The organism is Microbacterium sp. ANT_H45B (assembly GCF_008369345.1).
Lineage (GTDB): Bacteria > Actinomycetota > Actinomycetes > Actinomycetales > Microbacteriaceae > Microbacterium.
Window position 1 is genome coordinate 395,696 of sequence record NZ_VOBK01000003.1, and the last position, 25,868, is coordinate 421,563.

Annotated in this window: 21 protein-coding genes; 7 read left to right on the forward strand and 14 right to left on the reverse strand. The window is 66.6% G+C overall.

Features of this window, described 5'->3' with window-relative positions; translation table 11 throughout:
• Positions 1-16: 16 nt before the first annotated feature.
• The 4 genes from FQ142_RS14045 to FQ142_RS14060 all read right to left on the reverse strand — a co-directional run bounded on the left by FQ142_RS14045 (position 17) and on the right by FQ142_RS14060 (position 4,631).
• The gene (locus tag FQ142_RS14045; RefSeq protein WP_149423791.1) at positions 17-2,014 is read right to left on the reverse strand and encodes a Druantia anti-phage system protein DruA; all 1,998 of its coding nucleotides are present in this window, start codon (positions 2,012-2,014) and stop codon (positions 17-19) included.
• Entirely contained in the window at positions 2,011-3,462 is a 1,452-nt protein-coding gene (locus FQ142_RS14050) for an ATP-binding protein (protein ID WP_149423792.1), read from the reverse strand. Before FQ142_RS14050 ends, FQ142_RS14045 begins: the two co-directional genes overlap by 4 nt.
• A 283-nt stretch (positions 3,463-3,745) precedes the next feature.
• The gene (locus tag FQ142_RS14055; protein WP_149423793.1) at positions 3,746-4,129 is read right to left on the reverse strand and encodes a hypothetical protein; all 384 of its coding nucleotides are present in this window, start codon (positions 4,127-4,129) and stop codon (positions 3,746-3,748) included.
• Positions 4,122-4,631, reverse strand: a complete 510-nt coding sequence (locus FQ142_RS14060; protein WP_149423794.1) for a hypothetical protein — start codon at positions 4,629-4,631, stop codon at positions 4,122-4,124. Before FQ142_RS14060 ends, FQ142_RS14055 begins: the two co-directional genes overlap by 8 nt.
• A gap of 183 nt (positions 4,632-4,814) precedes the next feature.
• Here FQ142_RS14060 and FQ142_RS14065 point away from each other — a divergent pair, with 183 nt between their 5' ends.
• On the forward strand, positions 4,815-5,099 hold the full coding sequence (locus tag FQ142_RS14065) for a helix-turn-helix transcriptional regulator (protein ID WP_223145295.1): 285 nt from the start codon (positions 4,815-4,817) through the stop codon (positions 5,097-5,099).
• A 1,025-nt stretch (positions 5,100-6,124) separates the two neighbouring features.
• Here FQ142_RS14065 and FQ142_RS14070 read toward each other — a convergent pair.
• From FQ142_RS14070 to FQ142_RS14085, 4 genes are read right to left on the reverse strand one after another with little or no spacing between them, the layout of a single operon-like run.
• Complete coding sequence (locus tag FQ142_RS14070) at positions 6,125-7,027, reverse strand: hypothetical protein (protein ID WP_149423795.1); 903 nt, start codon at positions 7,025-7,027, stop codon at positions 6,125-6,127.
• A complete protein-coding gene (locus FQ142_RS14075; protein WP_149423796.1) occupies positions 7,024-8,073 on the reverse strand; it encodes an ATP-binding protein in 1,050 nt (349 codons plus the stop codon). Before FQ142_RS14075 ends, FQ142_RS14070 begins: the two co-directional genes overlap by 4 nt.
• The gene (locus tag FQ142_RS14080) at positions 8,070-10,046 is read right to left on the reverse strand and encodes a Mu transposase C-terminal domain-containing protein (RefSeq protein ID WP_188042406.1); all 1,977 of its coding nucleotides are present in this window, start codon (positions 10,044-10,046) and stop codon (positions 8,070-8,072) included. The genes FQ142_RS14075 and FQ142_RS14080 overlap by 4 nt, the downstream gene beginning before the upstream one ends.
• A 26-nt stretch (positions 10,047-10,072) precedes the next feature.
• A complete protein-coding gene (locus tag FQ142_RS14085) occupies positions 10,073-10,810 on the reverse strand; it encodes a TnsA-like heteromeric transposase endonuclease subunit (protein ID WP_149423798.1) in 738 nt (245 codons plus the stop codon).
• Positions 10,811-11,261: 451 nt separating this feature from the next.
• Here FQ142_RS14085 and FQ142_RS14090 point away from each other — a divergent pair, with 451 nt between their 5' ends.
• From FQ142_RS14090 to hrpB, 3 genes are all read left to right on the forward strand, one after another.
• Positions 11,262-11,690 carry a MarR family winged helix-turn-helix transcriptional regulator gene (locus FQ142_RS14090; protein WP_149423799.1) on the forward strand — a complete coding sequence of 143 codons (429 nt, stop codon included), beginning with the start codon at positions 11,262-11,264 and terminating at the stop codon, positions 11,688-11,690.
• A 232-nt stretch (positions 11,691-11,922) separates the two neighbouring features.
• The gene (locus tag FQ142_RS14095) at positions 11,923-13,533 is read left to right on the forward strand and encodes an SPFH domain-containing protein (RefSeq protein ID WP_045254789.1); all 1,611 of its coding nucleotides are present in this window, start codon (positions 11,923-11,925) and stop codon (positions 13,531-13,533) included.
• A gap of 153 nt (positions 13,534-13,686) precedes the next feature.
• Positions 13,687-16,233, forward strand: a complete 2,547-nt coding sequence (gene hrpB, locus FQ142_RS14100; protein WP_149423800.1) for an ATP-dependent helicase HrpB — start codon at positions 13,687-13,689, stop codon at positions 16,231-16,233.
• A 45-nt stretch (positions 16,234-16,278) separates the two neighbouring features.
• Here hrpB and FQ142_RS14105 read toward each other — a convergent pair whose 3' ends face one another.
• Positions 16,279-17,034: an AAA family ATPase gene (locus FQ142_RS14105; RefSeq protein ID WP_082539189.1), complete on the reverse strand. Its 756-nt coding sequence runs from the start codon at positions 17,032-17,034 to the stop codon at positions 16,279-16,281.
• Positions 17,035-17,097: 63 nt separating this feature from the next.
• Complete coding sequence (locus FQ142_RS14110) at positions 17,098-18,600, reverse strand: L-serine ammonia-lyase, iron-sulfur-dependent, subunit alpha (RefSeq protein ID WP_149423801.1); 1,503 nt, start codon at positions 18,598-18,600, stop codon at positions 17,098-17,100.
• A 73-nt stretch (positions 18,601-18,673) separates the two neighbouring features.
• Between FQ142_RS14110 and FQ142_RS14115 the strand changes: the two genes are divergently transcribed.
• On the forward strand, positions 18,674-19,300 hold the full coding sequence (locus FQ142_RS14115; RefSeq protein ID WP_149423802.1) for a hypothetical protein: 627 nt from the start codon (positions 18,674-18,676) through the stop codon (positions 19,298-19,300).
• 75 nt (positions 19,301-19,375) lie between these two features.
• The gene (locus tag FQ142_RS14120) at positions 19,376-19,720 is read left to right on the forward strand and encodes a hypothetical protein (protein WP_149423803.1); all 345 of its coding nucleotides are present in this window, start codon (positions 19,376-19,378) and stop codon (positions 19,718-19,720) included.
• A gap of 77 nt (positions 19,721-19,797) precedes the next feature.
• Here FQ142_RS14120 and FQ142_RS14125 read toward each other — a convergent pair whose 3' ends face one another.
• Positions 19,798-21,528, reverse strand: a complete 1,731-nt coding sequence (locus FQ142_RS14125) for an L-aspartate oxidase (protein ID WP_188042407.1) — start codon at positions 21,526-21,528, stop codon at positions 19,798-19,800.
• A gap of 72 nt (positions 21,529-21,600) precedes the next feature.
• On the opposite strand from FQ142_RS14125, the gene FQ142_RS14130 reads away from it, so the two are divergent.
• Positions 21,601-22,533: a LysR family transcriptional regulator gene (locus FQ142_RS14130; protein WP_056412844.1), complete on the forward strand. Its 933-nt coding sequence runs from the start codon at positions 21,601-21,603 to the stop codon at positions 22,531-22,533.
• A gap of 24 nt (positions 22,534-22,557) precedes the next feature.
• On the opposite strand, the gene FQ142_RS14135 is transcribed toward FQ142_RS14130, so the two are convergent.
• The 3 genes from FQ142_RS14135 to FQ142_RS14145 are packed head-to-tail and all read right to left on the reverse strand — an operon-like array spanning position 22,558 to position 25,710.
• Entirely contained in the window at positions 22,558-24,099 is a 1,542-nt protein-coding gene (locus FQ142_RS14135) for a tripartite tricarboxylate transporter permease (protein ID WP_056412846.1), read from the reverse strand.
• A gap of 1 nt (position 24,100) precedes the next feature.
• Complete coding sequence (locus tag FQ142_RS14140; RefSeq protein ID WP_262492160.1) at positions 24,101-24,712, reverse strand: tripartite tricarboxylate transporter TctB family protein; 612 nt, start codon at positions 24,710-24,712, stop codon at positions 24,101-24,103.
• Positions 24,712-25,710, reverse strand: coding sequence for a tripartite tricarboxylate transporter substrate binding protein (locus tag FQ142_RS14145; protein WP_149423806.1), 999 nt, complete (start codon positions 25,708-25,710; stop codon positions 24,712-24,714). Before FQ142_RS14145 ends, FQ142_RS14140 begins: the two co-directional genes overlap by 1 nt.
• Between the last annotated feature and the right edge of the window lie 158 nt (positions 25,711-25,868).

Below are 25,868 nucleotides of genomic sequence, written 5' to 3' on the forward strand. Positions count from 1 at the left end.
GAGTGTCCCGCAGGACCTATTTGGCTTGTAAACCCTCTGCATCAAAGAGCGTTGCTTCGCTCGGAGAGGGCTCGGCGTCCTCGGGCGGTAGATGCACCCTGGCCCCGTGGCTCACTGGGCGAATCAGCCGGTGGCTACGCATTGCCTCAAGTACTGCCGGCTGCTCTGCCCGTCGCCTGCCCCACCGTTCGAACCACCAGTCGCCAACGGATGTCTCGTCCGTTAGCTCCGGGTTCAGCAGGTATTCGGGGTCGGGATCGATCCCGAGCGAGTAGTCGCGGAGGTTCTCGACCAGCTTGACGCCGTAGACGATCCGTTCCCGGCCGTGCTTGAGCAACTCGCTACTCGGCCACCCGAGGGCCGCCAATCCAAGCCGCACCTTTCGTAGACGCGGGCTGACGCCTTCGCCGAATACGCTATTGACCCTGACGACGGCACCCTTGATCCGAGACAGCCGAACCAGTGCCTCAACCGTCTCATCCGTGAACTGCGACGTCCCAAAGGAGCGGGAGCGACCGAGTTCAGTGAAGCTGATCTGTTCGCCGTTCGATCCACCCACGACCTCGGCCGGCCAGCGGAGTCGGTTGTATTGGCTGGAGCCGCTGCCGTAAAGCGAGGTGGTGCTGATGAAGGACAGACGCGACTCGCGTTCGATCGGTCGGCCGGCCATCGAAGAAGCGATCTCGCTTGGTCGGGTGTATTTTGCGCGATATGCCGCGATGATCTTGGGTGAAACCGCCAAGGCGCCGACCAACTTGCCTGCGGCCAGAGCGTTATAAGGGGCAACAGCTCCGCAGACCGTCAGGTCGGCAATCACGGTGCCGACGCGCTCTCCACGTGCCCGGCGAATCAAGCGGCGAAGCTGAGCTCTCGCCTTGGTGTCGTTCAGTGCATCGCGGAGGCCGTGGGCGGTCGGCTTCGGGGAGAAGAACGGCTGGAGGGTAAGGGAGGCTTCCAGCGTGTCGGCCAGCGTTGCCGCTCGTTTGCTGCGGAACAGGTGTGAGGTCGCCCGCTCGACCCAAGGGTCCTGTTCCATTTGCCGAACTTCACTGAGCGGAGTCCGATGGTGCTTTTGGCGGTGCCGCTCGGCGTCGGCACGGAGGAGGGCGATGGCCTCGCTTCTTGGATGCTGCAGGTCGGTTGGCTGTAGCACGTCTTCGGCCAGCAGATCGTCGAGATAGATCTCTTCGAGTTGAGTGTCGACTCTTCCAGCGATCCAACTCGCGATCTTTTCGGAGGGTGCTTGGCGGACGTCGTCGAGGAAGGTGTCGGTGTCCCAGCCGATCCACTGGTCGCGCTCAGCGATCTGAACTACTGGGCTGGATATCGCCGCCAGGCCGATCACGGCATGGTGCGGCGTGGCTGCATCGCGGATCAATACCGGCATCGAACGACCCGGCACCGTGAAGTACGCGTTCGACCAAGTGTGCCTGAAGTACCGCCAGATGTCGTGCAGACCATAGCCAGTCCAATCGCATTTACCGCCATCAACGATCTGAATGTAGGGACGGATCACGGTGCTGGGATCAGGTGCGCTCGTCAGCGAGTCGGCCAGTTCACGGCCGTCGCGCATCAAGTTGAAGACGGTGACCAGTTTGCCCTTGAACTCACGAGGCTTTTCCATACCTTCGACGAAGCGACGGACGCTAGGTTTCCTGAGCTGAGGATCGCGGCGAAAGTGCTCCTGGCGACGGACGCGGGCTTTCTCAACCACGGGATCTATGTTGGAAGGCGGCGCCGCCAATAGCGGTCCGTGCTTATAGGCGGTTGACAGTATCCAGCCTTGTTCGACCAGGTCGATGAGGGCATTGGCGGCGGCAGCCAAGGTTGGCTTGTTGTAGAGGTCGCCTAGGCCAACCTTGGCGAACCACACGTTCCGGTCAATGGCGTCAGCCGGATCGAGGGTTGCCTTCGTCAGCGCCGAGCAGAGGCGAAGGAAGCCCTCACGTTCAACTCTCGGTGTGCCACTTGGGAGCGAAATATTTAGGAACGTCGACTCATCTGACGGGGTCATGACTTGGCCAGCATTCGTCCGTATGTCGCGCCCCAGCTCAGAAGCAGTTCCCGGCGCTCCTGCTCGGTGACACCCATCGAGGCAACGGAGCGGGCGAAGGACAGCAGCATGAGTTCTAAAGCAGTTCGCACTGGAGTACCGGCTTCCCCCAGTTCCTGTAGCGGGCGATAGAGCGCACCGAAAGCGGGGTGGTCGATGTTCAAGGTGACGTCGATGCAGCGCTGCTTCAGCGTCAGTTCAAACATCAACTCTCCCGATAGTTGGCCTGCTCCCAGGCGGTAGCTCAAGGCGCCAGCCGCGCGTCCCGAGGTACGGATCACCGGCAAGTCGGCGTCTGCAGCACCAGCGATGCGGCAGGATCCCTGGACGGCCGCTTCGAATTTTACCTCCTCGAAAGCCTGTCGAACTCGGGCGTTGAGAATACGAGCGATGGATTCAAGCTCCGGCTCCAACGCCTCTCGCAAGGCAGCGGTGGGGCGAACGCCCTGCTTGTTGATCGTGATCCCGAAGTCCTCGTCAAGAGCAGGATCGAATTCGATCTCACAGCGCCACCAGTCGTCGTAGTTCTCTTTCCGTTTGCCTCCCATGAGGTACCAACCGCTGGCGATCTCTCGCCCTGCACGCAGAATTGAGACCCCGCCGCGACCGGTAACTCCGATCCGCCGCTTAATAGCGTTGTCGAGGTGATGCCAACCAGTGACGGGCAGCATTGCGAAGGTAACGGTGACGCAACTGGTCTCTCCCGTCGCGGTCGATATCTCGTACCGAAGCGGATCAAACGCAAGACGAGCCGAGCGGCCGTTGACCTTCGTCTTGAGCAGCATCGGGTCGAGTGGCTCGACCCGATGCCCGTTGATCCGCAAGGTCGTGCCGCTATCAAGGAACTTGCGGAACATTTGGCCAAGGTCTCGATGAAGCGAACGTTCCAGCCACACCAGACGTCGATATTCGATCCGATCGCACTCATTCCAGGTGACGCGGCAGCCAGAGCGCGCGGCGCCTCTGACCCCGTCGCACGCAAGCAAAGACGCCTCGTCGCCTTGGGCCACGGCATCAACATCTAGGTGAACCGCGCGCGCCGGAGTGCCTGGTTGCCAGGTTGCCACCTCTATTCGGCGTGCCTGGCTCAGCGACGCAGCAGGTAGCCCCATCCCGAACCGCCCGAATGAGGAACGCGAATCGAAACGAGATGATCCACCGAAACGCAGACAGGAGATCAGTTCCTCTTCCGACATGCCATAACCGTCGTCCTCGACGCTGATCCACGGGAGTGCATCCGGTCTGCTGCGGCCGATGGTGATGTCGATGACGGCAGCGTCCGCTTGGATCGAGTTGTCGATGAGTTCCGCAAGCGCCGTAGAGAGGCTGACGTAACCCGACTCACGGATCGCCCGGATGAAGTTGGCGGGCACCAGCAAGTCGACTGTACTGCCTAGTTTGCGGCTCATTTTGTCTCCCTAAGCTGGCTAAAGTCCTAGGTCTAGGGTAGCTCGCCGAAGGTGGCATCCAGCGCGTGAATATTTCAAGTGAATCGCGACCCCACTGCTCGACTCCGGGTGGTATCAGCGAAGCGGACCGGTGGTGACGTTTACGGCGTGCTCAATCTGCGTCACGGGGCCAGCAGCGCCGCTCGGCGCCACCGACAGGGTGTCGCCGGTTGTCACAACCGGCGACACCCTGAGAACGCCAGTTAAGGGCTTCGAGGGCGTTCTGCAACGCCACTCTCGACAGTCAAGGGACGTCAGGATCCACGTCAATTGCTTCCTGGAAGTGCTGATCGCACAGCGTCATCACCCACATCCGGATGACGTACTGCTTCGCGGGCGCCCCGCATTCCTCGCACGTCTCGATGCTTCGCCACTCCACTGCGCGGATCGCTTGCTGGAACTCCTCGTTGTAGTCGTAGGGATCCTCGGATGGCGAAGCGTGAAAGCTCAGCGATCCGAACTTTGACTTAATCTGCTGCACGTTGTAGTCGGGTGCGAGCGACGCGAGGATCTGGTCGAGTTCGACGAGTAGCGCGAACCATCCCGAAGACACCTCGATGATCGGCGGCCAGTTTGGCGCGAATCGATCGGCTATAGGTTGGATCTCAGGAGGATCATCCTCAGTCATGACTGTCTCGACCTCCAATCGACCCGACGCTGTCATCGATACCAGACACCTGTGACATCTCGGACAGGTCGGCCGGACTCAATTGGATTCTCGAGGCGAGTTTCTGCTGCCGCTGACGCGAGTGCTCCCTGAACTCTCTTCCGACGCGGAGACTCCGCATGACGCCCTTGGTGAAGCCGATCATCCCGCGCCGCCTCCATTCGATGGTGACGTGGCCCCGGAAGCCGGCGATTGCCCGATGTCGTTCGATCGGTTCCAGACCGTCGGGAAACGGCGCCGGCAGCCCCCCGGTATCAGGCAGCAGATGCGCGAACAGTTCAGCGAACGTCGGACCGGCTCCTGTGCGTCGCCGTGTCTGCGCGATGAAGACTGCAGCGGCCAGCGCCCACTCGCCCGCGGTCTCTTCACCGGTAAACGTCTCGAAAGTGTATGCCCACTCTGCAGGTGGTGGAGCACTGACGCCCCGCCACCAGATCGGGTACGCCTCGTACATCTCAGCCATCGCCTTCGCGGTCGCACACGCGAGCCGTTCCCACAACGCGACCGTCTGATGTCGGGATCGGCAGCACACGTGCAGAGAAGAGCGGAGCGATCCGACAGAGTCGATGATTGTTTCGTATGGCCTCCCGAATTATGCCATACGGATTAGGCCATACGCAGACACCACAGTCTTGACGCTTGATAGGTGCGTCAGCGGAACGAGGACATCGAAGCAGAGTGGTCTGACTTCGCCCAGCGCTTGGCGACTTCCCTTCGCGCGGCTCGCGACCGCGCGAATCTGAGTCAAGAAGATGTGGCCTACCGTGCCGGGCTGACCCGCTACACCTACCAGAAGTACGAGAAGGGCGAGTCGCGGCCCGGTCACCCCGCCAACCCGACGTTGCGCACGCTGTTGGCCCTTGCTCAAGTGCTGGGTGTCGGTCTGATTGATCTGGTCCCGACCGATGTGCCCGACCTTCGAAGCCGCTGATCGGCCGAACTAGGTCTACTTGTCCGGCGGGGCACTATCCGCCCAGCCTGGAACGATGCGTCGGGACACAACGCGCGATGCGGGCGCTCCACGCACGGGATATCCCGCGGAGTCAATTCGATGACCAGCACGCGTTACGTGGCGAAGTAGCACCGCTCGCTCACGGTACGCCGCTTCGGCGATTCCCTTCTCGAACGGAGTCGTGGTGACTGTCGCTCCGCTCGAGCTGGGCATGTGGGTCGCGGCATACATCGCGGCTCGATGGGACTTCACTACGACTGTGGCGGCCGCTTCCAGTTCCGCTGTCCGAGCCCCTCTTCCGGCGCCTACTGTGAGCCCAATCAGTCCCTCGACCTGTCTACTGTCGCTCTCGGCAAGTGCCACCAGGCCCAACGCAACTTCCGGAAGCGTAAGCGTCACCAGAAGCTCAACTACCGCAGCGTAGGCGTGCACGAGAGGGTTACCGTCCTGCGGGGCGCTCTCGCGACGACTGGCCAGAATGAGACGCATCGCCAGCGCGAACTCACCTGTGTGCATCGTCACTCCGCGACTCCACAGCCGCCCGGCAAGCGCCTGCTCAGCACGGCGGCACGCGTCAGCGGGGAACACCAGCTCATCTTCGCCTGCGAAATGCCATCGACGATGGCGAACGCAGAAACTTCCTCCTCTACTGAACACTTCGGTCGCGAAACCCTGACTACACGTCGAGCACGCCGCACGCGCGCGGTCGACGATGTTGCATGTGGCGCAGCGCCGCAGAGCCCAACCGGCGTGATGACACCTCCGATACAGACGGAACCGCATACGCTGCTGATCGAAATGGCCGCGGCTGAGTCCGCCGATCATCTCAATCGCCGAGATGAATCGCGGACTTGTCGCGCTCATCGACTTCGCCCCCAGCTTCCGCCTCAAGTGGTGAACGAGTGCGTCGGCGTCGAGGCCGTTGACGCCAGTGAGCCGACCCAAGAAGCCCGCCGGCGTCTCACCCGGCAAGGGCTCCACATGGCAGGGAAGTGTGCGCACGGTTATCTTTCGGCCAGTTCGACGCGATGGTGGAGCGCATGCGCGCGAATCACCTTGACTCTCGGAAGAATATGCCTGGCGGAATCGGTGAGCATGCAGCCGCCTTGCACCGGAACAGCCATCGTTCCGATCCAGAGTTCACGCCCCTGAATCCTCAGCCTCTCAAGGACTCGTTCCGCAGTACGACGCCCCTTGGCGTGCGCGGTGACAAGTCGGTCGAACAGCATCGCCAGTGCATGCCCACCAAACGAGTGCGGCATCAATACGTTCGCGAGGCGAACGTCCGTCAGCAGAGCAGCCAACGATACGTGTTGCGGGAAGAGTCGAATCTCGTCATCAAGATCGTCAGCGCCGCCATCCCGTTCAGAAACTCCCAACTGCAACAACTCCGCGGCCGCATCAATCTCGGGCGATCGATATGGCACGCCGCGAAGCGCGAGAGAGCCGTTCAGCAAGCGTTGCGCCGCGAGGTGCTTGGGGCGCAAAACAACGTCAATCTCGCGGTCCCCGACGTGCCACTTTCGATGGCGCACGCAGATGGGTCCGTGCATCCGCGACACCATGATCTGGTCACCCGCAGCACATCGCCCACACAGCATCACCGCTGCTGGGATCATCCGACAACTCGGGCACTCGACTTGGCGCGTTGCGCCGCCATGCGCGCATGTGAGACCGCCTGAGTCGCGGGCCAGGGCGCCCTCGGGAAGGCCCCCGAGAGCTTCGACGTACGCAAGCGCGCTTCTTGGCGTCACCCCGATGGGAAGCAGCCGATCTTTGTGCCGCAGCGCAAGCCAGAGGTCTTTCTGGCCGATCGCGTTGGCGGCGCACAACCGGGCCCAGTAGCTCGACACCGTCTCGCCCGGGTAGAGACGAACGGAGATCGGCAGCGCGGAAAGCGAGTTCACTTCGCGCCCGCACCCGTCCGCGACCGACGCGGCTTCTGGGTGTGCAGCGTAGCCGCAGTCTTGAGCAGTACGGCCGCTGTCTGACGACGGCTGACATCGCGCTCGAATCCCCTCAAGTCGAGCTTCTCACTTCCGTCCTCCATCGCCCTGAGGGCCGCGAACTGCAGGAGGTCTTTGAGCAGCCCGATCTCACCGCCCGTCAGCGCATGCAATGTTGCTGCCGCAGGAAGGATGGCTCCCGGTCGGTGGTCTGCAAGGCACAGCGAGTTCTCCATCGCAAGGAGCAGATCACCCCAGCAGGCTTTCTCTTCGGTAGTGATCAAGCCGAATGGTACGGCGACGTGCACTTCGAATCGCTTTCCGATCTGACCGCCACGCTCACCATCTAGGAGCCCAGTACCCTCGACTGCGATCCCGGCGTAAACGAACGTGCCACCGCACCTCTCCGACAACTGCTTAAGCATGTCCGACGCCTCGATGTTCTGCCGATAGTTGAGGTCGAGATGATGCACGTCGTCTACCAAGACGAGCTCAGTGGAGCACCTGCGCAATGCATTTGACACGGTATCCAGCAAGTCCCCGTAAGTCATCCGACCAAGAACGGGAAGTCCCAAGAATCGCGCGAACTCATGCATCAGCGCTTTCGCGGAGCACTGGGCCGGCACCGCTACGTACACAACTGGGATCTTTCCCGGCCCCGCCGAAGGATGACCAGTATCTCTCCGCCGACGTTCGTGCGCTCGGCCGACCTCGACCAGCGACGTGGTCTTTCCTTGACCGGGCTCTCCCGACAGGATCACTCCCAGCTTGCCGACCCGTCGGTAAGCATTGAGCATGACACGATCGCGCACAGCATGCTGAAAGACCTGAAACTGTGGCGTGCGCACGAAGGCACCAGCTTGCGAGTACCGGGCACGACTCTGGTTGTACAGCGCCCGGTCGCCGAAGCTTAGAGCTCGAAGTTCTTGTGAGGTGATCGGAGCGGGACGCTCGTACGCGATGTCAACGTGCTCACGCCAGCCTTCTTTGGTGGCGATGTCGATCATTCGTCGACCCTCCGCCGCACATCATCGAGTGCGTCGCCGATGAACGGGAAGCCGCCCGTGTTCGGCCACTCGTCGACCAGCGCGCCATCGCCGGACAACTCGCCCGCCATAGCGGCTGGCTCGTCACCCTCGATGCTCTTGACGCTCGTCAGGTTCATCGGATCGTCCGCAATCGCTGCCGCTCGTGCGCGCATCCGAGCGCTTTGCGTCGGCTTGCCATTCCGAAGCGCCGGATTCCCTCGCCCGGCGAACGCTTTGATCGCTATCGCGAGTTCGCGACGCTCTGCTTCGAGGGCGTCATCGCGGGTGACGTGTTCGGCGCGCGCGTACCGCCACACATCACCGAGCAGCGGAAGCTCATGGACTTGGTTCGACCACCGCAGCGGGATGAATTCACCGTCCTGCTCAAACCATACGACGTGCAAGTTGTACGGATCCACGCGGATTGGCCATCGGCCGTTTCTCGCCTTGTCGTCAGACTTACGTCGCCACAGGCCCTTGAGCCGCTCTGAGTTGTAGATGCGATGATCGATGCGCACGCCGTAGCGATTGAGTACTCGGTACTGGACGGGCAGCAGCGCGATGTAATCATCTCGCGTCAGCGGGACATGGAGCTCAGGCACGTACGCACGGAACGCCCGACACATCTCATTCGGCGACAACTTGATCCGCGGATGCAGCGGGTCTCGCAAGCCGTCATGTGAACGATTCTGCCACTCCACTGCGATCCAGTCCTCGATTAGCTCCTGCGCCTGAGCGATCGTCAGGAGTTCGGCAGAGTCGGTGTCTGCGTCACGACCTCGATGCTCGACGCTTCGCCCCACATACCCCTTCACGTGCTGCAACAGCATCGAGTTGATCGCGCCGAAGGCTCGCTCCACGTGCGGTTTGTCGGTCGGTGTGTGCGGAGCCGAGGTGATCAGCGAGATCTGCAACGTCTCACACGCTGCCCGGAAATGCCGCGACACGTAGTTGCGTCCGCGGTCCGTCGTGATCGTGTCCGGAAATACGTAGGGCTGCGCGAGACGCAACCGCTCGAATCGCTCCTGATCGATCAGCTGATCATCAGCCCATGCGGTCGAAATCAGCTGTCGAGTCTCACGGACCCCCTCCATGCGCCGGCCGTACGGCACCAGCGCACGGGCAAGAACCGCCACCAAGTCGACGCTCTTCGTCCCCTCGGGACGCAGCATCGCGGCGAGGATCGAGCGCGTCGCGACGTCAAGGAGAATCGTCAGCTCGGGCCGCCCGACTGTTTTCTCGTCGATCCGCAACATGACATCGATCCGCGTGGAGTCCATCTCGACAAGTTCGCCGGGGCGGAGTGCGGTGCGGGTGCCGAACTTGCCGGCGGGTTGGAGCGCCAGCGACTCGCGAGTCTTGGCCGATCCAAAGGTGAATTGTCCTCGGTCATCTGCTTCGAGTAGTCGGAAGAACGTTGATCGACTCGGCAGCTTCACCGAATCGCCGTGGAGACGTTCAATTCGCCGCGTGATCTGCTCAATCGCCGTCGTCTGGCTCACAGTCGACGAGCGACTCTTCCCCTCCAAGACGAAGTTGATGGCCTCGATGAGGCGCGGATCCCACGTGCTCTTCCGTGGTGCACGCTTGCCGGCAGTGATCGTCCCCTGCTCTCGGAACACCTTGAGCCGCCGCTCCACACGGCGCGTGGAAACGGGCTTCCCCAGGCGCTTCTCCAGCCACCCTCGCTCCGTTTCGACGGCCTTCCCGACCCCAACCTCATCGCGTGCAGCCTCAATGCGGATGCACGCCTGCAGCCAGGGATCCATACCTGGCTCGATATCCGCCACCTGCAGCGACAGGTGCAGAAGACCGGATGTGTCGGAAGGCACCGGTGTTGCGCTGCCTCCAAGCTCGTCGACGGCTACTTCGACTTCGACACCCTCGTCGTCTCGGAGCGTGGCCGAATCTCTCTCGATGAACAGAACCGTGTACTTGCGCTGACGCCACATGAGTGACCCTCCGACCGCAACACGCATTACGCCTTCCTCTCCCAAACGATTGTTCTGATGCTGAGTGGCTGTTCGAGATTCGCCTCGAGCAGCCCTGACCAGAGGTGCGCATAGCAACGCGCGTACCCCTCGGATCCGATGCCGAGCAGCACAGCGACGTCGGAGAGCGGCAACCCGTCTTCGGGCAGCTTCGGCAGTTCCTCGGTGCTCGCGCTGTCTCGGAACGGAGCAAGGAATCGAAGGTTCGCCTCGCGAATCTTCGATTCGGCGTCATACACGACGTAACGCCAGCCTCGCTCGGCCGCAAACACCGCCGTCATGTCGAACTGTTTTCTGACGTCGTCCTTGATCTGGGCCGCAGGCTTGACATCCATCAGCACGGCCTGTCCGTCTTCGAGACGCACGAAATAGTCGGGGTAGTGCTCGCGCAGGCCGCCGGGAGTGACCCACTGAATCCACATCGGCTGGCTGGCGACGGCGATAACACCGGGCGTGCGGTCCAACTCGATGAGGCAGCCCCGCTCAGTCAGCGACTCGAAGCCGATTGAGGCACCAAGAACTCCCATCCAGTGGTATCCGTCGTAGTGCCGTTTGAGTCGCCAACTGGGGAAGCTCCGAACAGGATCGCCTCGTTCGAAAGGGACGTCATCGCAATCGATAGCGTCAAGCTCAAGTTGCACGCCATCGAGACGGTACTCGACGCGTGCCCGCGTCACGCCTACTTCGGGAGCGGGCGGGGAAGGCCACTGCTGAGTCAGGTCCATAGGGATCCAATCGACGTCGACGGATGCTTCCTATTTGGCAGCCAGCCTCTCTCCTGGGGAGCGGTACTGGCCTATGTTCTGAGCCCTGACAAAGATTCCCGCCTGGGGATCTGCTCACGGGCAGACTACGTCTGCTGCTCACCGGGCCTCGTCGACACGCCGCGCTTCCGACACGCCTCGTGAGATTCCGACACTTTCGCGAGACGCTCCGACACTCTTCGTGAGACTCCGACACCTTTCGTGAGATCGGACAGACAAGCAGCATGATGCAACCAACTTTCCGTGACCAAACCGTTGCATTCGTTATCTCGCCGTTATAGAGTGATCGCACGGTGAATGTTTGCTGTGGCATACACCGCATGTGATTGCAGGACACTCTTGGTGCAAGGGACAAGGGCCGGTCGGGAGCCTCTCCGACCGGCCCTTTACTGTTGCCAGTAATCTGGTCTCCATGACCGATCGCAAGCTCGCCGTCCAGGCGTGGGAGAGCCTGTTCCGCGCGCAGCACGAGCTGTTCACCGAGATGAACGCCGACTTCGATCGCTCCGACCTCGGACAGGCCGAATACGACGTGCTCCTCACGGTCACGCGCTCGCCCCGCAAGTCCGCCCGGCTGCGCGACGTCACCTCGAACATGCTGATCAGTCAGCCCAGCGTCTCGCGTCTCGTCGACCGCATGGTCTCGCGCGGACTCGTCGAGAAGTGCCCCGACCCCGACGACGGACGCGGTGCGCTGATCCGCGCGACGGATGCCGGCGTCCGGGCGTTCCGTCAGATCGCCACCGTGCACGGCCGCTCCATCGCCGACCGCATGTCGCGGCTCGACGACGACGAGCTGAAGGCCCTGCGCGACCTCGCCGAGAAGCTCCGCGGCCGCTGACCTCTGTCGGGGGGTTCCCCTGGAAGGTTCTCCCCGTCGGGCGGATTTCTCCCCGTCGGGCGGCGAGATCACGCACAGGGGTCCTCCCGTCGAGGAGTTCTCCTCCCACACCGAAGGGGCCCGACTCCCGGCGACGGCTGGAGCCGTTTTCTGGCAGGGTGGACCGTAACCGCCCGCGCGACCGCGCGGGCATCACGGACCGCCCCCTCGGGGGGAACCAGGGAGGTCATCCATGGAGATCGCCGGAGCAGTCGGCATCCTCGTCATCGTCGGCATCGCCGTCGTCGCCGCTGTCGTCATCCTGCTGATCCTGCTGCTGTTCGCACGCAGCTGGATCAAGGTCGCCCGAGCCGACGAGGCCCTCGTCATCTCGGGACGCAAGCAGAAGGTGGCACGCGCTGTCATCGGAGCGGACGGCTCGACCAGAGACGAGATGTCGGAATCGCCCGTCACCGTCATCGTGAACGGCAAGTCGCTCGTCAACCCGATCACGCAGCGCCACGAGATCATCTCGCTGCGTTCGCGCCAGGTCTCCCTCAACGCCGAGGCGCAGTCGCTCGACAGCGTCACGCTCAACGTCGACGGCGTCGCGATCGTGAAGATCGGCTCCGACCCCATCCTCGTCCGCCGGGCCGCCGAGCGATTCGCCTCGCAGGACAAGGCCATCGAGCAGTTCACCACCGAACAGCTCGAGGGTGCCCTGCGTGGCATCGTCGCCACGCTCTCGGTCGTCGAGCTCATGCGCGAGCGCAAGAAGTTCTCCGACCAGATCGCCGCCGACGTCTCCCAGGAGCTCGCCGAGCAGGGTCTGATCCTCGACTCGTTCCAGATCAAGGGGATCACCGACAAGGTCGGCTACATCCAGTCCCTCGGTGCCCCCGAGATCCAGGCGAAGCGCCAGTCCGCGGAGATCTCGCAGACCAACGCCGACCGTGCGATCAACCAGAAGAACATCGCCAACCAGGAAGCCAACCTGGTCGAGCAGACCGCTCTCGACACGAACACCGCCAACGCGAACGCCGGCATCGGCCGTGCGCGCGCCGAGGCCGAGCAGGCCGAGAACCTCGCCCGCGAGCAGGCACAGCAGGCCGTTCTGCAGCAGCAGGCCGAGAACCGTCAGGCGCAGCTCGATGCCGACGTCAAGCGCGTCGCCGACGCGCAGCGGTACGAGGCCGAGACCCGCGCACAGGCCGAGCTCTACACGCGTGAGCGTGCGGCCGAGGCCGGCGCGATCGAGCAGGTCAAGCAGGCCGAGGCGCGCACCCGCATCGCCGAGCAGCAGGCGCAGGCCGACAAGGCCAAGGCCGACGGTGAGGCCGCAGCCGCGATCGCTCGCGCGACCGGTGAGGCCGATGCGCTGCGCGCGCAGGCAGAGGCCGAGTCCGAGGCACGTCGCCTGCGGGCCAACGCCGAAGCCGACGCGATCCGCGCCGAGGGTGAGGCGCGAGCCGCAGCCGTCGAGGCCGAGGCGAAGGCCATCGCGTCCAACCAGGACGCCTTCCTGTCGCAGCGCGTGCTGGACGTGCTGCCGTCGATCATGGCCGAGTTCTCCAAGGGCTACGCCGCGATCGGCAACGTGTCGATCATCGGCGGCTCGAGCGAAGACGGGGCATCGAACCTCGTCGGCGCCGACAGCGCGCGGGCTCTGAAGTCGGTGTTCGACAGCGTCAGCTCGGCGACCGGACTCGACCTCGCGTCGATCATCCAGGGTCAGGCCGTCGGTCGCGGCATCGGCGAGGGAGTCGCGGCAGCGTCCGCACCGTCCGCGGCTTCTGCACCGACGCGACGCTCGGCACCGACCACCCCGCCGCCCCCGGCACCGCCGGCTCCCGCAGCGGAGTAAGCAGCAGCACAGCAACCAGCAGCACAGCGGATGCCGCGGCCGATTCGGCCGCGGCATCCGTCATGTGCGGGCCCGCTCGACGCCCACTCGACCGCCGCCCGACCGCCCCTCTGCCTGCACCCGGATGGGGAACGGACCGGGCAGACTGGGAACATGACCGCCTTCGACCTCGACGCCATCGGCGCGGGGCTCTCGTTCGCGGCCGCTCTCGACGAGCTCTCGGCGACACTCGACACCCGCGCCGCGGTGGTGGTGAGCGCTCCTCCCGGAACGGGCAAGACCACTCTCGTACCGCCGCTGCTGGCGTCGCGGTCGCCCGGCCGGGTGATCGTCACCCAGCCTCGACGGGTCGCTGCCCGTGCCGCCGCCCGACGACTCGCCCACCTCGACGGCACGCCGCTGGGCGCACGGGTGGGATTCACGGTGCGCGGCGAGCGCTCGGCAGGACCCGGGACCAGGATCGAGTTCGTCACGGCGGGGGTGCTGCTGCGGCGGATGCTCGACGACCCCGGCCTCGACGGCGTCGATGCGGTGGTCCTCGACGAGGTCCACGAGCGCGCGCTCGAGACGGACCTGCTGATCGGTCTGCTCTCCGAGGTGCGCGAGCTGAGGGACGACCTCGTGGTCGTCGCGATGTCGGCGACCCTCGATGCCGCGCGCATCTCGGACGCTCTGGGCACCGACACCCTGCCCGCCCCGGTGGTCGACCACGAGGTCCCCGCCTTTGCGCTCACCGAGCGCTGGGCGCCGAGTCCCGCACCACGGCTCGACGAGCGCGGGGTCACCCGGGAGTTCCTCGACCACGTCGCCCGCACGACGACGGATGCCGCGCGTGCGCTGACCCGCGACGACCCGACGGCGGACGTGCTGGTGTTCGCGCCGGGTGTGCGCGAGGTCTCGGAGATCGCCCGGCGCCTCCGTGACGCGAGCGGTGAGGCCGACATCCGCGAACTGCACGGACGCATCCCGGCGGCGGAACAGGATGCCGTCATCCGGGGCCGCCGTGCGGGTGAGGCGCCGCGCATCATCGTCACCACCTCTCTCGCCGAATCCTCGCTCACGGTGCCGGGGGTGCGCCTGGTCGTGGACAGCTGTCTGTCTCGGCATCCGCAGCGCGACGCCGCCCGGGGAATGACGGGCCTCGTCACGACCGCGGCATCACGGTCGTCCTGCGTGCAGCGGGCGGGCCGTGCGACGCGACAGGGCCCCGGCACGGTCATCCGCTGCGTCGACGAGCGCACCTACGCGGCGGCGCCTGCCCGCCCGGTCGCGGAGATCGCCGTGTCCGACCTCGCCGACGCCGCACTGCTGCTCGCGTGCTGGGGTGCGCCCGGTGGCGCGGGACTGCGGATGATCGAGCCGCTGCCCGCTGCCTCACTCGCCGACGCGCTCACCGCGCTGCGCGGACTCGGAGCGATCGACGACCAGGGCCACGCCACTGCCGACGGCCGTGCGCTGGCGCGCATCCCTGCCGATCCGCGACTCGCCCGCGCCCTGCGTGACGGCAGCCCGATCGTCGGCGCCCGACTGACCGCCGAGGTCGTCGCGCTGCTGGGTGGTGATGTGCGGGTAGCCCAGGCCGACGCCGCACAGGCGCTCGTCACCCTGCGCGGGGGACGCACGCCGGATGCCCGGCGCTGGCGCAGCGACGCGGATCGGCTCGAGCGCCTCGCCCATCCCGCACCGGGAGTCCGGTCGGACCTCGACGGCGTCGGCCTCGTGATCGCCCTCGCCTTTCCCGACCGGATCGCGCAGCGCGTCGATCGCACCGCCGAGGGTGCGACGTTCCTGCTGGCATCGGGCACCCGTGCCGGGGTGCAGGGCCCGCTCGCTGCGGTGGAGTGGCTCGCGGTCGCCGATGTGGCACGCGCGGCGGGTCGGGCCGCGGCGGGATCGGGCGCCGTCATCCGCTCTGCGGCGGCGCTGTCGGAGAGCCAGCTCGAGCAGTCCGCCGGCCATCTGATGACCGACCGGGTCGAGGCGGAGTTCACCGGTGGGCGCGTGCAGGCACGACGGGAACGCCGCGTCGGCGCGATCCTTCGCTCCTCCGCTCCGGTGCGCGCGTCGGCGGAGGAGGGCCGGGATGCCGTGCGTCGGGCGCTCCGTCGAGACGGTCTCGGCCTGTTCGCATGGACCGGTGGCGCCGATGCGCTGCGGCGTCGGCTGGGTCTGCTGCACCGCGAGCTCGGCCTTCCCTGGCCCGATGTCTCGGATGGCGGGCTGCTCGACGCCCTCGACACCTGGATGGCACCCGAGCTCGATGCGCTGGCCGCCGGGACTGCGGTCGCGCGGCTCGATCTGACGTCCGCGCTCCGCCGCCTGCTGCCCTGGCCCGAGGCATCCCGCCTCGACGACCTCGCCCCCGAGCGGCTCGAGGTGCCCAGCGGCTCGCGCATCCGCATCGACTACCCGGAGCTCGGGGATCCGACGGCACGACCCGTGGTGGCGGTGAAGCTGCAGGAGTGCTTCGGCTGGGCGCAGACCCCGAGGCTGGTAGACGGACGGACCCCCGTGCTGTTCCACCTGCTCTCCCCCGCCGGACACCCGCTCGCGGTCACCGACGATCTCGCCTCGTTCTGGTCGGGTCCGTACTCACAGGTGCGCGCGGAGATGCGCGGACGCTACCCCAAGCATCCGTGGCCCGAGGATCCCTGGGTCGCCGCCCCGACCAGGCACACGAAGAAACACGCCGCCGGCTGAGCGGCGACTGTCGCCGCCGTACCGCCCACGCCCTCTCCCGCGCCCTCAGTCCAGCAGATGCCGCAGGTACCGGGGCGGGTCCTGCAGGAACGAGCGCCAGTGGCCGACCAGCTCGAGATCGCTCCACTGCGCGGGCCGGATGCCCCAGTCGCCGACCTCGAGGATGCGCGCACCGGGAAGCGCGGCGAGCACCGGCGAGTGTGTGGCGCACAGCACCTGCCCGCCCTCGTCGACGATCCTCTGCAGCACCGCGATGAGCGCGAGCGTCGACTGGAACGAGAGCGCGGCCTCGGGCTCGTCGAGGCAGTAGAAACCGGGTTCGTCGAAACGACTCTGCAGCACCGCGAGGAAGGACTCGCCGTGACTCATCTCGTGGAAGGGTACATCCGGACCGCTCGTCGACGGGTTCTCTTCGAGGTATGTGTAGAACGAGTGCATCGTCTCGGCACGGAGGAAGAAGCCCCAGCGGTTCGCACCGACGCCGCGCTGGATCCGCAGCCACTCCGACAGGGGCGACTCGGTCGGGCGGGTGCTGTGCGTGGCGTTGCGCGATCCGCCCTCGGGGGACAACCCGTAGGCGATCGCGACGCCCTCGACGATGGTGGACTTTCCGCTGCCGTTCTCGCCGACGAGAAAAGTCACCCCTGGCGAGAGGTCGAGCCCCTCGCGGAGCACCTGGGCGACCGCAGGGATGCTCGTGGGCCAGACCTCTCCAGGTTCCGGCGCGTCGTCATTCGCGCGGACGGAGACGACGGGCTGCTCACGCCGACGACGACTGCCCGGCATCCAGATCGACTCCATGCCCCGAGGCTACGCGCGACCGCCGACATCGGCAGGTTCAGACGCCGATCGGCGCGAGATGTCTCAGCATTCGATGACGTTGACCGCGAGTCCGCCCTCGCTGGTCTCCTTGTACTTCGTCGACATGTCGATGCCCGTCTGGCGCATGGTCTCGACCACCGCATCCAGCGAGACGTAGTGGCTGCCATCGCCCCGGAGCGCGAGGCGAGCAGCGGTGACGGCGGTCGACGCGGCGATCGCGTTCCGCTCGATGCACGGGATCTGCACGAGCCCGCCGATCGGGTCGCAGGTGAGTCCGAGATGGTGTTCCATGGCGATCTCCGCGGCGTTCTCGATCTGCCTGTTCGTTCCGCCCATCACGGCGGTGAGACCACCCGCAGCCATCGCGCAGGCCGACCCGACCTCCGCCTGGCATCCGCCCTCGGCCCCCGAGATCGACGCGTTGGCCTTGAACAGCGACCCCAGCGCGGTGGCGGTGAGCAGGAACCGACGGATGCCGCGGCGACGGTTCGCTTCGGCGACGCTCTCGTCGCCCTCGGCGCCGTCGACAACGGGGGCATCGATCGCACGCGAGCCGTCGAAGCCGAGCAGTGCGCTGCCCACCAGCTCTCCGTACGGGGTGACGGCGTTGCCCGCCCCGAGCCCCGAATCGGCGAGGAACCGCCACCAGTACATCGCCACGGCCGGAAGGATGCCGGCGGCACCGTTCGTCGGTGCCGTGACGACGCGCCCGCCCGCCGCGTTCTCCTCGTTGACGGCGAGCGCGAACGCTCCGAGCCACTCCCCCGGCAACTCGCGGTGCCCGTCGGACTCGGCCTCTTCGAGCTGGGCGCGGATCACGCCCGCACGCCGCTTGACCTTGAGGATGCCGGGAAGCACCCCGTCGGAGTGCAGACCGGCATCGACGCAGGCGGCCATCGCGTCCCAGATCGCGTCGAGCCCGGCGGCCACGTCCTCTTCGCTGCGCTCAGCGGTCTCGTTGAGACGCGCGACCTCGGCGATCGACAACCCGTGCTCGTCGCAGAGCGCGAGCAGCGACGCGGCATCCGGATAGGAGTACGGCAGCGGCGCGGGAGCGAGCTTCGCCTCTTCGCCGTCACGGCGGATGAATCCGCCGCCGACGGAGTAGTACGTCTCCTCCGCCACGACGGCGCCGTCGGCCGACCATGCCGTCATCGTCATCGCATTCGGATGCCCGGGGAGTCTCGTGCGCGGGGCGAACACGATGTCGTCCTTCGCGAAGGGCACCTCATGGTCGCCGTCGAGCGCGAGCATCCCTCCCGCCGGAAAATCGGTCCACGCCGAGCGGACCTCGGCGGGGTCGCAGGTCTCGGGTGAGAGGCCGCGCAGGCCCGCGACCACGGCATCCGGGGTTCCGTGCCCGATCCCGGTCGCGCCGAGCGAGCCGAAGAGCGTGCACCCGACTCGGGCGACAGGATCGAGTGATCCCTCGGCGCGCAGCCGGTGCGCGAAGTCGAGCGCGGCTCGCATGGGTCCCACCGTGTGGGAGCTCGACGGCCCCACGCCGATGGAGAAGAGGTCGAAGGCCGAGACGTACGCTGTCACCCCTCCAGGCTACGCTGCATTCGCCGATTCGGTTCACCGTCATTAACCTGATCTGCCCCGCTACCCTGATCCCGTGAGCGATGACACCGGAATCCTGCTGTTCCTCGGCGCGGGCGCGCTGGTCCTGTTGCTGATCGTCGTCTTCGGGGTGCTCAGCTCGAGGCGCAAGAAGCGCGCGACCAGCCGCACCTGGACCGTACGCACCGGGTGGATCGGCGAGCAGCCGTTCATCGAGAGCAGCGACCTCGCCCCCGATGACAGTCGTCAGGAGGAGCTCTTCCGTCAGACGTACCCGATCGGCGGCAGTCTGACGATCACGGTCACCGATGAGAACGGCCCGGTGCAGCGCGAGGTGCACGTGTCGCGCGTCGGCCGCAGCCTGCGGGCCGGCTTCCCCCAGGCGAAGATCGGGTTGACCGCGTACTTCCGCGAGTGGGAGGGCAGCGAGTTCCCGGTCGTCTTCCCTGTGAAGGGGTCGGACAAGGTCGTCGCGATCGAGATGGATGCCGCGGGCGTCACCGCGCGGGATGCCGCGAGCGCGACCGTATGGACCTCGCCGTGGTCGACGCTGCTGTTCTCGAACGGCCCCGACATCGTGCTGGCCGGCGGCGGCACGACCGTCCGATTCGAGTACGCCGACGGTTCCACGATCGAGGAGCTCCTGATCAAGTACGGCACCCTCAGGCAGATGCACTTCTGATCGCGCGTCAAGCCCCTTCCTCCGACGCGACCGAGAGGTGAAGCTGATCGGGCACTCGATGCGAAAGGGATGATCATGACGAACAGCACACCCGACCAGGACCCGGCCGCGAACCTCGCCCCGGAGGCGCAGGCACCGACCCCGACACCGTCGTCGGGCGAAGCGGGCGAGTTCGTGGAGACGGGCCAGAGCACCGAAGCCGCCGACAGCACCGACACCGCCGACACTCCCGACGAGGCGGAGTCGCCCGAAGACGCCGACCCCGCGGAGGTTCCCGACGACGCCGAGCTCGAAGAGCCGAGCACCGAGAAGAACCCCGGCGAGGAGCCGAAGGCGCCGACGCGCAACGACCCCGAGCCCGACCATGAAGCGGTCGGGATCGGGGTCATCGACGGTCCGGAGACCGACGAGGGCGACTGAGCGACTCCTACCTCGCTCCGCCACCCGGCCGCTCCCGTCGCGATGCACCCTGCGACGGGAGCGAGTTCGGATGCGGGCTACTCGACGAGTTTGCCCTCGGTGTCGACCTCCCGCATGAGTTCGGCGATCTCCGCCGGGATCTCGGGGATCGGCTCGTGCGTGACTCCGCCGGTGGGCGACCAGACGAGGTTGACCTGCAGCGTGGGGTCGGTGTCGGGGTAGTCGCTGCGGTTGTGGCATCCGCGCGTCTCGCGACGCTCGAGTGCCGCCTCGATCGTGGCGCGGGCGGCGAGCGCCGACGCCTTGAGGTCGAAGGCGTGCGCGAGATCCTGGAAGCCTGCGATGTCGGGGTGGATGCCGATGTCCTCCATCCGTCCCTCGATCATGTCGAGGTCGGCGAGACCCGCACGCAGTCCCTCGTCCGAGCGGACGACCCCCGCATGCTGGGTCATCGTGTTGCGGATCGCGCGCTGCAGCGCCCGCACGTTCTCGCGGCCGTCCGCGGCGAGCAGGTCGTCGATCTCAGCGCGAGCCCGGGCCACGGCCTCCGGCGACCGACGCTGCGCGTCGAGGCCGGCCGCATGGGCCATCGCCGCCTGCCCGACGATGCGACCGTAGACGAGCAGCTCGATGAGCGAGTTGCCGCCGAGGCGGTTGGCGCCGTGCAGCCCGCTCGACGCCTCGCCGATCGCGTAGAGCCCGTCGACGTCGGTCTGATGATCCTCCGGCCGCACCCACACGCCGCCCATCGAGTAGTGCGCCGTGGGGGCGATCTCGATCGGCTCGGTGGTGATGTCGAGCATCTGCAGCTCCATCATGGTCTGGTAGACCCGGGGCAGCCGGGTCATGATCGTCTCGCGCGGCAGGTGCGAGACGTCGAGCCAGACGCCGCCGTTCTCGGTGCCGCGCCCCTCGGCGATCTCGGTGTACGCGGCGAGCGCGACCCTGTCGCGGGTCGAGAGCTCCATGCGCTCGGGGTCGTACTTCGACATGAACCGCTCGCCGAGCGCATTGCGCAGGATGCCGCCCTCGCCTCGAGCCGCCTCGGAGATGAGAGTGCCCGCCGCGTTCTCGGGCTCGATGATGCCCGAGGGGTGGAACTGCACGAGCTCGGGGTCGCGCAACCTCGCCCCTGCCTCGACCGCCAGGCGGAACGAGTCGCCGGTGTTCTCATCGCGTCGCGACGAGGTGCGACGCCAGATGCGGTTGTGGCCGCCCGCGGCGAGGATCACGGCATCCGCGTGGATGAGGTAGCGCGTGCCGTCGGACTGATCGAAGCCGTAGGCGCCGAACACGACGTTGTCGCGTACGAGCAGGCGGGTGATGTAGACGTGGTCGAGGATGGGGACCTCGAGCTGCTCGGCCTTGGCCACGAGGGTGCGCTGGATCTCGAGGCCGGTGTAGTCGCCGGCGAAGGCCGTGCGGCGGAAGGTGTGGGCGCCGAAGAACCGCTGCGAGATGCGGCCGTCGTCCTCGCGGGCGAAGTCCATGCCCCAGCGCTCGAGATCACGGATGCCTCGTTCGGCCCCCTGCGTCACGATCTCGACCGTGTGCGGGTTGGCGAGCAGGTAGCTCTCCTTGATGGTGTCGGCGGCGTGCTGCTGCCAGCTGTCGGCCTCGTCCATGGTTCCGAGAGCGGCGTTGATGCCACCGGCGGCGAGCGAGGTGTGCGCATCCTGCCGCGGACGCTTGCCGACCGCGAGCACGTCGACGCCGTGCTCGGCGATCTCGATCGCCGCCCGGAGCCCCGAGCCTCCCGTGCCGATGACGAGGACCGTGGTGGAGATCTGCCGTTCGCGTGAGGTCATGGGCACAACGCTAGTTAGGACATCCTCATGCCGTCCAATGCATAGTTCTGCTCGTATCGATAGACTGAAGGCATGAACCTCGAGCAGCTCCGCGGGTTCGTCGAGGTCGCCCGCCTCGGCCACTTCACGCGTGCATCCGAGTACCTGCACCTCGCCCAGCCCTCGCTGAGCAGGCAGATCTCGACCCTCGAACGCGAACTCGGCGCGGAGCTGTTCCACCGCGCGCGTGGCCACATCGCGCTCACCGCCGCCGGCGAGGCACTGCTCCCCCGCGCTCAGCGGATGCTCGCCGAAGCGGAGGCCATCCGCGACGAGATGGGCGAGCTCGCCGGGCTCCGACGCGGACGCGTGCGCCTCGGCGCTCCCCCGACCCTGTGCATCAGCCTCGTCGCCGAGGCCATCAGCGCGTTCCATGCGGCCCACCCCGGTGTCGACCTGCACCTGGATGAGAGCGGATCACGGCTTCTCGTCGATCAGCTCGCGGTCGGCGCCGTCGACATCGCGCTGATCACCGAGTCGACGGGCCCACCCCCGTCGGGATTCAGCCTGACGCGCATGCCTCTGCTCACCGAGGAGTTGGTCGTGGTCTCCGCGGCATCCCAGCCTCCCGTCGCGATCACCCCCGCGATCGGCCTCGAGCACCTCGCCACGCTTCCGCTGATCGCCCTCGACGAGACCTACGAGCTGCGCGCGACCACCGACGCGGCCTTCCGCTCTGCGGGCATCACCCCGAAGCACGTCCTCGAGGGGGCGGAGATGGATGCCGTGCTCCGCTTCGTCGAACGAGGAGTAGGCGTCGCCGTCGTGCCCGCGATGGTGCTGTTCGACCAGCCGGCGTTGCGCTCGGTGCGCCTGACACACCCGATGATGCGGCGCACCGTGAGTCTCGCGCACCGCGCGGACGTCACCCCCGCGGTCGCCGTCGCCGCGATGCGCGATGTGATCCTCACCACCGCCGCCGACTACGCGCGACGAGACCCCGCGATCACCAGCCTGCTCGACTGAGCGCGCCGAGGCGTCCGCCCGACGTCATGCCTCGACCGACTCCTTCGCCTCGGTCCTCGCCTCGGCCTTCGCCTGTGCTCGCGTCACGATGCGCCCGCGGATCGCGACCAGCAGGACCACGCCCAGAATCACGTACAGCGTGATCGAGATGGGCCCCTGGACGAGTACCGAGAAGTCGCCGTTCGCGCTCATCGCGGCATCGCGGAGGCTGGTCTCGGCGAGCGGCCCGAGGACCATGCCGATGATCAGCGGGGCGAGCGGGTAGTCGAGAGCCCGCATCAGGAAGCCGAGCAGACCGATGCCGAGCAGCATGAGCAGGTCGAACGCCGAACCGCTCGTCGCGTAGATGCCGAGTGCGCAGAAGAGGGTGATCCCCGCGTAGAGGTATGGACGCGGGATGAGCAGTAGCTTGGCCCAGAGCATCGCGAACGGGAGGTTGAGGATCAGCAGCACCACCATCGCGATGAAGAAGCTCGCGAGGAGCGCCCAGACGAGCTCGGGGGCGCGCTCGAACAGCAGGGGCCCTGGCTGCAGCCCGTACTGACGGAAGGCGGCGAGCATGATCGCGGCGGTCGCCGAGATCGGCAGACCGAGCGCGAGCAGAGCACCCATGGCCATGCTCGTGGTCGAGTTGCCGGCCGCCTCGGGGGCGGCAAGGCCGCGGATCGCCCCGGTGCCGAACTTCGGTCGCGCCCGGCGCGCATCCAGTCGCTTCTCGAGCCCGTAGGCGAGGAAGGTCGGGATCTCGGAACCGCCGGCGGGAACGACGCCGAACGGAAGACCGATCGCCGTCCCTCTGAGCCACGCCGGAGTCGCTTCCTTGAACTCGCGGCGCGTGAGCCACGGCCGGCCCGAAGGCCTGATCATCGCCTTGTCCTTCATGTGCCGCTCGAGGCAGGCGACATAGATCACCTCGCCCAGTGCGAGGATCGCCACCGTCACCGTGACCAGCGAGACGCCGTCGAAGAGGTTCGGCGATCCCATCGTGAAGCGAGGCGCGCCCGAGACGCCGTCGACGCCGATCACGGCGATGCCGAGACCGATGAACAGAGAGGTCAGTCCCTTGACGACGTTGTCGGTGACCACCGACGACGTCGCGACGAAGGCGAACACGGCGAGCGCGAAGAACTCCGCGGGTCCGAAACGGCTCGAGAAGTCGGCCAGCGCCGGAGCGAGGAAGACCACGACGATGGAGCCGATGAAACCGCCGATGAACGCGCCGATCGCCGCGGTCGCGAGGGCTTGTGCCGCCCGCCCGTTACGGGCCATCTTGTGGCCTTCGATCGTCGACGCGATCGCCGACGCCTGCCCGGGGGTGTTCATGAGGATGCCCATGGTGGAGTCACCGAAGAGGCCGCCGAAGTAGACGCCGGCGAACATGATGAACGCGGCGGTCGGCTCGAGCGAGAAGGTCACGGGCAGCAGCAGCGCCACCGCCATCGACGAGCCGAGGCCGGGCATCACGCCGACCGCGGTGCCGAGCAGGCATCCGATCAGCACCCAGACGAGGTTCTGCCAGGTCAGTGCCCCGGCGAACCCCTCCGCGAGAAGCTGCAGAACATCCATGTCAGAACCCCCAGCCGAGAATGCCCGAGGGCAGCGACATGCCGAGCGCCATGTCGAACGCGATGTAGGACAGCGAGCTCACGGTCAGACCGACCACGAGACCGAACAGCCAGCGGGTCGAGCCGAAGCCGCGCGCGATGCACCAGAACAGCAGCCCCGCGGCGATGATCCAGCCGAGGATGTTCAGCACGAGAGAGAACACGAGGAACGAGCCCACCACCCAGGCGAGGGACTTCACGTCGACGCGGACCGTGCGCGGCTCGGCCGGCGCCTCGGGAGTGGACGCGGATGCCGTCGATGCGGGTGGCGCGGATGCCGTCGGCGCGGCGCCGTCGCCCGTGCGATGCTCCCTCACCGCGCCGACGGCGAGGAGGGCGGCGAACAGGTAGAGCCCGAGCATGATCAGCATCGGGAAGAACTGCGGGCCGGGGAACGCGGACCCCTCGGGGACCTTCATCGTGATGATGCCCACGAGCAGATAGGTCGCGAACGCGACGAGCACGACCGGCATCGTCAGGTTCTTCAGCAGCGCTGCCGCCCGTCCGGGCCCGGCGCCGAACGCGAGCCGCTGCCCGACGACCGCCGACACCGCTGTCGGGTTGCTCGATGACATCACAGCCCCATCTCCTCGTACAGCTCCTCGATGCGGGAGTGCTCGTCTGCGAGGAAGGCGTCGAGTTCCTCCCCCATGATCACCCGTTCCGTCCAGCGGTAGCGGTCGATCGCGTCGCGCCACTCCGGCGTCGCGATCGAGTCCGTGATGAGCTCGCGCAGGTCGCCGATCTGATCGTCCTCCAGCCCCGCGGGGGCGGCGAGCATGCGCCAGTTCGTGAGCGAGACGTCGTACCCCTGCTCGGCGGCCGTCGGGATGTCGATGCCGTCGACCGGCTCCTCCGCGACGAGAGCCAGCACGCGCAGACGGCCCGACTCGATCTGATCGATGTTGTCGGGGTAGCCGCCTGCCGCCGCCTGGGCCGTGCCGTTGAGGAGAGCCTGGATGGCCTCCCCGCCGCCGTCCGACGAGATGTACGTCGTATCGAGCGGCGCGATGCCCGCGCTGATCGCGAGATCGGTCACCACGAGCTGGTCGAACGAGCCGCCACCCGTCCACGGCACGCTCTTCGGATCCGCCTTCCAGGCGGCGACGAGATCGTCGAGCGTCTCGTGCGGCGAGTCCGCCGGCACCACGATGACGTCGTACTCCTCGACGATCACCGCGAGGGGCGTCACATCGTCGAGCGTCGCCGCGGAGCCGAACTGGATCGTCGCCGCCATGAGACCGGTCCCTCCGACCAGGAGGTTGTTCGGCTGGCCCTCGAGCACCGAGACGTTGCCGAGAGCGATCGTGCCGCCGGCGCCCGGCATGTTGACGACCTGGACGTTGTTCACGAGCCCGTTGGCCTTCTGCGCCTGCTGGAGCTCGCGCGCCACGCCGTCCCAGCCACCGCCTGCTGCGGCGGGGGCGATGATCGTCATCGATGCGTGGATGTCCTGCCCGGCGGCGGCGGATGTGATGGAACCGAACGCGGCGATGCCGATCGCCGCTGCGGCGATGGTGCCGCCTATGACCCGCGGCAGAACCCGCGTACCCGATGGACTCGTCGTCATCATTGCCTCCTCGTGCGGACACCGTTGTCGCCGCAAGACGGTTATTAGGATGGCAAGAGACCGAGCGCACGTCGTGTGCGCTCGGCTTTGTGCTCATAGATGCTCATAGATGCTCATAGAAGAGCGGAGCGCGGCGATCCAGCGACGGAGAGGCGGCCGGG